Source organism: Gordonia sp. DT218 (assembly GCF_049847105.1).
Classification (GTDB): domain Bacteria; phylum Actinomycetota; class Actinomycetes; order Mycobacteriales; family Mycobacteriaceae; genus Gordonia.
This window is the reverse complement of sequence record NZ_JBNCNS010000007.1, coordinates 199,105-203,340: the sequence shown is the minus strand read 5'-3', so window position 1 is coordinate 203,340 and position 4,236 is coordinate 199,105. Positions and strand designations below refer to the sequence as shown.

Here is a 4,236-nt window from a genome sequence, read left to right as displayed (position 1 = left end):
GACAGGACACCAACAACATCTGCCCGTCATAGGAAACGAAAAGCCCGCATCACCATCAACTGGAAACAACCATATCGCGGGGCACCGACAAGACGTGTGGCTCTGTGCGTGAGTGGTCTCGATACGCCACTCACTCCGTTCGTGGCTACTCGACCAGCGGATGCGTGCCGTCGCTTTGTTCGCGGCTACTCGACCAGCGGGATGGGTACACGCGCTTTGTTCGCGGCGGGGTGGGCTCGCTGGTTCCGCGCGGGTTACTCAGGTCTGCCGTGGCACGGCGATCCGCGTGTACGACCTCCGGGGGCGGGTCAGCTCACCGCCTTCGGCCAATATCGCTTGCGCAGTTCTCCTTTCACGAGTTTGCCGGTCGGCGTACGGGGAAGATCGTCGACGAAGTCGACGGTACGCGGGGCCTTGTACGATGCGAGCGACTCCTTGGTGAAGTCGATGAGCTCGGCGGCCAGCTCGGAGGACGGAGCAAAGGCCGGGTCGAGCTGGACGCAGGCCTTCGCCACCTCGCCGAGGTCGTCGTCGGGAACTCCGATCACCGCCACGTCGTAGATCGCGGGGTGCCCGACCAGCACGTTCTCCGCCTCCTGCGGGTAAATGTTCACTCCGCCGGAGATGATCATGAAGGCCTTGCGATCGGTCAGGTAGAGGTAGCCCTCGTCGTCGACGTAGCCCACATCTCCGGTCGTCGACCAGTTCTGGTGGTCCGGATGCTGTGCCTTCCGGGTCTTGTCGGGGTCGTTGTGATACTCGAACGCGACGTCCTCACGTTCGAAGTACACCGTGCCGACTTCTCCGATCGGCATCTCCGCACCGTCCTCGTCGCAGATGTGGACGACGCCGAGCAGGGGCTTGCCCACGGACCCGGGATGGTCCAGGGCCTCCTGCGGGCCGATGAAGGTGGCGCCCGCCGCCTCGGTGGATGCGTAGTACTCATGGATGACCGGGCCCCACCAGTCGATCATGGCGCGCTTCACCTCGATGGGGCACGGTGCGGCCGCATGGACCGCGACTCTCATGCTGCTGACGTCGTACTTCGCCCGTACGTCGTCGGGGAGCTTGAGCATCCGGATGAACATCGTCGGCACCCACTGACTGTGGGTGACGTGGAATTGTTCGATGGCGCCGAGCGCGGCCTCGGGCTCGAAGCGATCCAGGAAGACGACCGTCCCGCCGACCGAATTCGTGACACCGCAATAGCGCAGTGGCGCAGCGTGATACAGCGGAGCAGGGGACAGGTAAACGGTGTCGGTGTCGAATCCGTACATCGGTGCGAAGATCGCCGTGTAGGCATCCGGGATCTCGTCGACCTGGCCCTGCGGCAAGGGGGTCTTGATGCCCTTGGGCCGGCCGGTGGTTCCTGACGAGTACAGCATGTCGGTGCCGCGAGGCTGTTCGGCCCGTGGCGCGTCGGACGCTCCGGCGAGGACCGTGTCGTATGAGTCGAATCCGGGTATCTCTCCGCCCCAGGCGATTCGCCGACCCGGAACGCTCAGGGCCGGAATCGCCGTGGCGTCGGCCACCGCGTCGGCGACCGAGGCGCCGGCGAAAACCGCTTGCGCATTGCAGTCGGTGAGGATGTAGTCGGTCTCCACGGCGGTGAGGTGATGGTTGATCGCCGTGACATAGAGTCCGCTACGTAGTGCCGCCCAGTAGACCTCGAACATGTGCAGGTCGTTCGGCGAGATCATGGCGATGGTGTCGCCAGGACGCAGGCCGAGGGTTTCCAGGTGGTTGGCGAGCCGAGTCGAGTTCTCGTCCAGTTGCCGGTAGGTCAACTGCTCTCCGGTGGCGGCACGAATGATCGCGGGCTTGTCCGGAGTGGACTTCGCGAATACTCCAGGGAACAAGGGGCACTCCTCTGACTGACAGTGGGAACAGTCACCCCGACCGGGCCCTACCGAGCGATCGATCGGGGTGCTGTGCGTCACATTACCCTACGCGTGCGGCATCGCAGGAGCCCGCCGATGCGTCGCGAGGAACCTATCCATGGTTCGCTCCGCGAGCGCGGTGATCGTCAGCGACGGGTTCACCAATCCGACGGCGCCGGGCACGAACGAACCGTCGACGACGTAGAGGTCGTCGTAGCCATTGACCGCGCCGTTCGTCGACGCAGCCCTTCCCATGACGACACCGCCGAGGCCGTGATAGGTGCTTGCCGAACCGAACCCGATGAGCCGGGAGGAGAGCGGAATCCCGTTGGCAGGGTGGCCGTACCGTGTCTCGGTTCGGTAGTGGAACCGCTCGACGAACGCGTTGGCGCGCCGATCGAGTTGACTGGCACCTTCCGGGTACGGATAGTTGAGAACCCCTCTGCGGGTGGCGTGGTCGAAGTCGATACTGCCGCGCTCATCGGTGTGCACCTGGACGAGGTTGGTGGTCAGCGCCTTGCCGAGCGGCGACGGCAGGGGTGTCGCCTGGTACACCATCGATGCGGACCCACCCGGAAGGTCGTCGTCGTATATCCGCGCGTAACCGGGGCCGCCCTGGACGGCACCGAAGTCTTCGCGTGGATTGGACCGGGTGGTCAGAAAGTCGCCGTTGCCGCCGAATCCCTCACCGATGCGAGGTGAGAGCCGCGGCAGGATGCCGAGTGCCCGAGCCCGCACGAGGAGCTCGGTGGTGTGGAAGGAGCCGGCGGCCAGGAAGAGCTGATCGGCCTCGGCCCGGACGGTCCGCACCGTCCGGCCACTCTCGTCGAGAACCCGTGCCGTCACCGCAAATCCCCTGCGGCGTGGTCGTTGCCGGATGTCGAAGACTTCGTGCATCGGCAGGATGCGCACGTTGCCGGTCTGTTCCGCGGCAGGCAGATAGGTGTGGTCCAGGGATTTCTTGGCGCCGCTGTTGACGCCGTAGGTCAGGTCCCCGATCGAGATGCCGCGGGGTCGTGTACCGCGCAGCTCGGCGCGAACGAGGTCCCAGTCGACCGCGAAATCGAAGAAATGGGGTTCGGCACCGTAGCGGGCGACGACCTTCAACCACGATCGGGCGCCGACGTAGTCGGGATGGGCCACAATGTCCGATGGCATCGGTGAGACGCCGAGCATTCGTTTCGCCCGTGGATAATACGAGCGCTCGAGTTCCGGGTAATCGGCCGCCGCAGGGAAGATGAGTTCGAAATCGCGACGCCTCGGCACTGGAGTGAAAGACCCGAACACCAACGATCCGCCACCCACGCCTGCGCCGTAGACCGCCTCGATCCCGTTGCCCATCACATGGTCGAGCACGCCGGGGTACGGTTCGACCGGTATCGCGGTCGAGAGGTTCGCACCTGCGGGACTGCCGAACCAGGCGGCTCGCTTGTCCGGGCTGATGAAGGTGGCAAACGTGTCGCCGTCCGGTCGGATCGGCCAACGGCGCCCACGTTCGAACACCGTCGTCCGGATGCCGGCCTGGCCGAGTCGCAGCGCCGCGACAGATCCACCGAACCCCGTACCGATGACGATGGCCGTGCTCTCGGTGGCCGGGTTGGCCGTGCCGGCTCCGCCGGCGGCCGCGAGCCCTCCGGCAGCGAGGGCTCCCGTTCCGATCGCGCCGCGGAGAAACGACCGACGAGTGAGATGTCCCCGGGGCGGGTCATGCGGCGAGTGAGCCTTGGCGTCCACCTACTGACCGTATCGGTCGAAACCTGAAGACGACCTGAAACGCCAGGTTCTTCTAGTGCTCGGGTCGGACCGTCTCTTCCACGAGGTCGAGAACCGCGGTGAGGTCACCCGTGGGCTGTCCCGTCGCGAGGCGGGTGATCAGGCCGTCGAGTACGAGGTCGAGGTACTTGACCAGCACCTCGGTCGGAACGTCGTCGCGCAGTCGACCGGCCTCGCGTCGGTGCTCGAGCCGTCTCAGCGTGGCCTGTTCGACATCGGACGAATGAGCCAACCAGGCGGCACGGAACGACGCGTCGGTGCGCAGCTTGCGGGCGATCTCGAGTCGCGTCCCCAGCCAGTCGAAATCCTGTGGCCGAGCGAGCATGTCGCGCATGACCTGGACCAGGCCCTGCTCGGCCGCGACATCGGCCATCCGCTCGGCATCCTCCTGCGCGAGCGCGAGGAAGAGGGCTTCCTTGTCGCGGAAGTGATGGAAGATGGCGCCGCGTGACAATCCGGTGGACTCTTCGATGCGTTTGACCGTCGCGCCGTCGTATCCGTAGTCGGCGAAGCAATGCCGCGGGGGGGGGGGCGACATGGAACACGCGGGGCGGCGGACCGACGGACAAGAAAAAGGGCACAA

3 protein-coding genes are annotated in these 4,236 nt (G+C 65.6%); all 3 read right to left on the bottom strand.

The window, feature by feature from the left end; all coding sequences use genetic code 11:
* Positions 1-308 precede the first annotated feature (308 nt).
* Positions 309-1,859, bottom strand: a complete 1,551-nt coding sequence (locus tag ACPXCG_RS22460) for an acyl-CoA synthetase (RefSeq protein WP_425794513.1) — start codon at positions 1,857-1,859, stop codon at positions 309-311.
* Positions 1,860-1,946: 87 nt separating this feature from the next.
* Positions 1,947-3,539 (bottom strand): GMC oxidoreductase, encoded by a 1,593-nt coding sequence (locus ACPXCG_RS22455; RefSeq protein WP_425794537.1) that lies wholly within the window; start codon positions 3,537-3,539, stop codon positions 1,947-1,949.
* A 127-nt stretch (positions 3,540-3,666) separates the two neighbouring features.
* Positions 3,667-4,191 (bottom strand): TetR/AcrR family transcriptional regulator, encoded by a 525-nt coding sequence (locus ACPXCG_RS22450; protein WP_425794511.1) that lies wholly within the window; start codon positions 4,189-4,191, stop codon positions 3,667-3,669.
* Positions 4,192-4,236: the final 45 nt, after the last annotated feature.

Excerpts from the sequence above, each read along its gene's own strand:
- ACPXCG_RS22450 (WP_425794511.1), bottom strand. The coding sequence starts at position 4,191 with ATGTCGCCCCCCCCCCCGCGGCATTGCTTCGCCGACTACGGATACGAC.